The sequence below is a fragment of the Dietzia sp. CW19 genome (assembly GCF_014145265.1).
GTDB lineage: Bacteria > Actinomycetota > Actinomycetes > Mycobacteriales > Mycobacteriaceae > Dietzia > Dietzia natronolimnaea.
Window position 1 is genome coordinate 1 of sequence record NZ_JAALEE010000351.1, and the last position, 4690, is coordinate 4690.

The 4690-nt window shown below is 69.7% G+C and carries 4 protein-coding genes and 2 pseudogenes; 4 read left to right on the top strand and 2 right to left on the bottom strand.

What is annotated here, in order from left to right:
- The 3 genes and pseudogenes from G6021_RS10825 to G6021_RS10835 form a co-directional block, all read left to right on the top strand.
- A pseudogene (locus tag G6021_RS10825) lies at nt 1–237 on the top strand (hypothetical protein); the annotation flags it as partial.
- Nucleotides 234–1703: a hypothetical protein gene (locus G6021_RS10830; protein ID WP_182610339.1), complete on the top strand. Its 1470-nt coding sequence runs from the start codon at nt 234–236 to the stop codon at nt 1701–1703. The pseudogene G6021_RS10825 and the gene G6021_RS10830, both read left to right, overlap by 4 nt.
- Before the next feature lies 1 nt (nt 1704).
- Entirely contained in the window at nt 1705–3069 is a 1365-nt protein-coding gene (locus G6021_RS10835) for a hypothetical protein (protein ID WP_182641271.1), read from the top strand.
- Between the two features lie 106 nt (nt 3070–3175).
- On the opposite strand, the gene G6021_RS10840 is transcribed toward G6021_RS10835, so the two are convergent.
- Entirely contained in the window at nt 3176–3814 is a 639-nt protein-coding gene (locus G6021_RS10840; protein ID WP_182644517.1) for a biliverdin-producing heme oxygenase, read from the bottom strand.
- A gap of 192 nt (nt 3815–4006) precedes the next feature.
- Between G6021_RS10840 and G6021_RS10845 the strand changes: the two genes are divergently transcribed.
- On the top strand, nt 4007–4483 hold the full coding sequence (locus G6021_RS10845; RefSeq protein WP_259848311.1) for a MaoC/PaaZ C-terminal domain-containing protein: 477 nt from the start codon (nt 4007–4009) through the stop codon (nt 4481–4483).
- A gap of 41 nt (nt 4484–4524) precedes the next feature.
- On the opposite strand, the pseudogene G6021_RS17330 reads toward G6021_RS10845, so the two are convergent.
- A pseudogene (locus tag G6021_RS17330) lies at nt 4525–4690 on the bottom strand (aminotransferase class I/II); the annotation flags it as partial.

Consider the following 4690-nt stretch of genomic DNA (forward strand, 5'->3'; position numbering starts at 1 on the left):
GGCGGGTCGGCGGGGTGGGTCTTCCTCGCCCTCGCGGCCCTGGCCCTGTCGGTCGCCGCGGCGGTCGCCGTCAAGCGAAGAGTCCTCTCCATGGCCGACGGCGACGACGGACCCGACGGTGCTGACGGGCCCGACGGTCCCGCCGGTCCCGCCGGTCCCGACGGGCCCGACGACGTCCACGAGGACGACGTGAACCACCACCCCACGACCGTCGTCCAGCACGAGGAGCCCCGATGACCAGTCACCTGCGATCGACCCACCGCCGGGCAACGGCCCTGGCGCTGACACTGGTGCTCGCCTTCGGCGTGATCCTGGGCACTCCGGCTGCGCACGCACAGGGCTCCGAGGTCGAGTTGACCGCTGCGGAGTTCCGATGGGGGCTCAGCAGACAGAGTGCCGGGCCCAGCCACGGCCCCGGGCTCAACTTCCTCTCCGCCGGGGACAGCTCGTCGGCGCTCGCCGGGTCCGGGGCGACGATCACCGAACAGACGTGGAGAGCCACGACGGGCGACGTCACGATCGAGAAGCGATCCGCGACCGGGGCCACGGTGGCCGCCACCTGGGCCGGCACGCAGACCGACCAGTCGGGAACGCCGATCCGTGACGCCGCCTCGAGCAGGTACAGCGGACTCGAGATGGTCTTCGGCAACGGCACCGGGACGGTCGACGCTGGGGCGGGCACCGCCGAGATCGAGTGGAGGGGCACCGCCTCGGTACTCTACTACTCGGGCCTGGTGTTCCTCAGCGTCACCGACCCGGTCCTCACCGTCACGCCCACGAAGGCGACCGTCACCGCGACCCTGGGTGGGCGACGGAGTTCCCAGGACAACCCCGAGGTGTCGGTCCCGATCCCGTCGCGCACCGTCGTTGTCGCGAACCTCCCCCGGAATCGCGTGGAACTGGGTGGGAAAAAGGGTTTCTCCGTGACCCCCGAATACCTCCGCGTGCCCTATTCCGCCAAGCCGGGAGAGAATCCCCAGACGAGAGACGGGAATGACTGGGGAGCATTCCCCGCTGAATTCGTCGACTTTGCCGCTGACGCCGGATCGGGAGGATTCTGGTATTCCACCGGGACCTCCGACAGCGCGAAACCCGCCCTCCCGATAGCGGTGAGTTGGAATCCGGATGACCCCGAGGAAATGCCGAATTCCGGAGGCTCGGGTGGGTCGAAAGGAATCGTGGGGCAGGTACTCGACAACACGGTCGAACAGGTCCTCCGCGCTGCGGGCGACGACGTCGCCGACACCGCGGCCGCCTGGATGGACGAGGCGTGGAAACCGCTCCAGCCCGATGCGGTGAGGGCGGCGCGGGAGGGAGCGGGCCCGGGCGTGTCGCCCGAATCCCCGGCCGCCGAGGGGGTCCCCGTCGACGAGGTCTTCGAGGAGTACTTCGAGGAGTACTACACCTCCACCTCTCCGATGACCGCCGGCACCGTGGGCGGCACGCTCGCCTCGATCCCCGCGTCCTCCGCGAGTCCCTCCACAGGTGGCCCCGCGCCCGCGGCGTCGACCGCTCTCGCAGACCAGGCGACGATCCCGGTGGCGGCCAACTCGCCGCTCCACGGCGCCGACGTGGTCTACGCCCAGACTTCCGCCTCCCAGAAGGCCGGAGACCCCACCCACCAATGGCAGTGGTGGGTGGGGACCGCATTGCTCGCGCTCGCGGCAGTGCTGTTCTACCAGACAGTTCGACGAAAGGACTGATGTGAAGACTTCTCGATCCCGGCTCGCGCTCGCCGGCCGACGGGGCACGATGCTGGGGGCGACGCTCGCGTTGCTCGCCGGAGTCGTCGCCGCCCCCGCGGCCCAGGCGCAGGACGTCACCCCGGGCACCGTCTCGGACGCCTCGTTCGTCTGGGGCATCAGCGGATACGCGCAGAAGGGCATCTTCGGGCCGTGGCGGATCCTCGACGCCTCGGGTGACGCGTCGGCTCTCGTGGGGTCGGTCTCGGGGGGAACGCAGGCCGAATACACACCTGCGGCGTTCCCGGCCACCTCGATGCCCGTGAGTCTGATCGGGGGCCAGCAGGCGACCCCCAACGCGATCACGTTCTCCGACGGTGAGGGCGTCCGCGGTACGGACGGCACCGTCACCATCGACTGGGACGGCGAGATCACCTTCAACGCCTACCCGGCGAATCTCAACGCTCCCGACGAGACCCTGGCCGATCCGAAGCTGACCGTCAACGCCGACGGTTCCGGAACGCTCAACGCCGATGTCACCATCGGCGCGGCGAACGACATGAACGGCAACCCCACTCCCGAGGTCAACGCCGGTCGCACGACCGTCCTGTCGTTCGGGCCGGGTGCCGCCCAGGTGGCCCAGGACGGCACCACCACCCTGTCCCCCCGGTACGCGGGAGTGCAGCACAACGGTGGGACCCAGGACCGGACCTGCACCGCGCCGAACGTCTGGGGCGCGTGGACGCCCGAGTGGCTGGCGGCCGTGCCGGCGTCAGTGCACCCGCACTACTACAACACCGGCTGTGGCGGAGACCAGAATCTCAAGGGCCCGCTGCCCCTCCAGGTCACCTACGACCTGACCGAGGACGAGACCCAGGTGCCCGTCGGGACCCCGAAGATCCAGCTCTCCGAGACCACACTCGCCGCGGACGGCAGCCACCAGGTGACCATCACCGGCACCGGTTTCAACGACCGGTCCGTGGTGGGTGTCCGCCCGCCGCTGGCCGGAAAGCCCGCCGGGTTCTACCTGGTGTTCGGCAAGTTCGAGGACGCGTGGAAGCCGTCCGCGGGCGGGACCTCGGCGGCGCGCAAGGTGGTCGAGCAGAAGTGGGTCCTCGCCGCGGAGAACCACGCCGTCATCGGGGGCGCCGCCGCCGGTGCCGTCGAACTGCGCCCCGACGGCAGCTTCACCACCACCCTCACCGTCTCGAAGGACGCGGCCGACGCGAAGTCGGAGACGGGCGGCTACGGCATCTACACCTATGCGGCCTCCGGCGCGGTCCACGCGCCGTGGGAGCTCAGCGCGCGATCACCTTCACCACCGGTGGGGATGACGACGACGATGACGACACCGGAAACGTCGGTGGCGGTTCGCTCGCGGGTATGACGAACCTCTTCGGCAGCCTGATGTAGGTCACCCGCGGAACGGGCGCGGCCCCGACACCCTCCCGGGGTGTCGGGGCCGCTTCTCGTCGGGTGGCCCGGGCGGGCGGTCAGCGAACGCCCTGGGCCTCCAGATCGAGGAAGATCCGGTGGTTGAGCTCGAAGGCCCGGGTGGCGGCGGCCAGCGCGGCTCCGCGGTCGGCCTCGCTCAGCGGGAGGGCGTCGAGAGCGGCCCGGTAGTCGTCCTTGTAGACCTTGGGCTTGGCGATGTCGAAGTCGTAGAAGCTCAGACCGGTCTCGATGCCGTAGTGGCGGCGCACCATCGTCCTGATGATCTGCCCGCCCGAGAGGTCGCCGAGGTAGCGGACGTAGTGGTGCCCGATCAGGGCGGCGGGGTCGGTGGCACACGCGTGCAGCTCGGCCACGTAGGCCTCGGTGGCGGGGACCAGGAGGTCGTAGGTGCGCCCCTGGGCGCGGTGCGACTCCAGGTCGGCACGCAGGGCGTCGGCCCGGTCGAGGCGCGGATCGAGGATGGCCGACAGGCGTGGGTCGGTGCCGGCCCGGCGGCAGGCGTCCTCGAGGGCCTCGTAGACGGGGAGTGACTGCCGCAGGAGTGCCACCAGACCTTCCGGCGTGCCCTCGCCGTTCATCAGGCGGGTGATGAACGAGGCGTTCTCCGCCTGTTCGTGCGCGGCCATCGTCGAGTCGTGTAATGCTCTCGACAGGGGTGCGGAAATGATCGTCTCCATTTGACCTCCGGGCTTGTTAGGTATGCCTAAAGAGAGTACGGCAACAATAAGGGGATAGCCATACCGGTATTGTTGTTGAGTAACGTGAACAATGCCGGGTGATCGGACGGGAATGTGCCGACCGAAAAGGCGAGCATCCGGATGTCGCGGAATTACCCGGGAGGCCGGTCGTCGAATGGAAGGGGATATCGGGTGGACACCATCGTCACCGCCGACGAGCTGACTCCGGGTGATCGTCTCGAGCTCGGGCATCTCACCCTCACGGAGGAGGAGATCGTCGGTTTCGCGCAGCAGTGGGATCCGCAGTGGTTCCACACGGATCCCGTGGCGGCCGCGGGCGGCCACCACGGCGGTGTGATCGCCAGCGGGATCCACACACTGGCTGTCCTCCAGCGGCTCTGCGTCGAGTCGGTCTACTCGAGGTGGGCGGTGATCGCCGGACGGGGGTTCGACCGTCTCCGCTTCACGGCCCCTGTCCGGCCGGGGGACACGGTGACCGGCTCGGTACACGTGACGGAGGTGAGTCCGGACGAGACCAGAGCTCGGGTGACGATGGATCTGGAGATGCGCAACCAGGACGCGGCCGTGGTGCTGACCGCCACGATGACGGTGTTCCTGTGGCGCCGTGGACACGGGCCCACCCGCCCCCGGGAGGAGGAGGCGGGGTAGTCGGGGTGAGGTGGGTGAGGTGGGTGTGCGGTGCCCCGTGCTCAGCCACGCTCCGCGGCGACGCGGCCCATCCGTGTGAAGGCCTCGGTGAGGAGCTCCTCCGAGCACGCGAAGTTCACGCGCGCGAACCCCTTGCCCTGGGAGCCGAAGGCGGGGCCGTTGCTCAGCGCCACGCGGCCGTCGTCGAGGAACGCCGCGGCGGGGTCG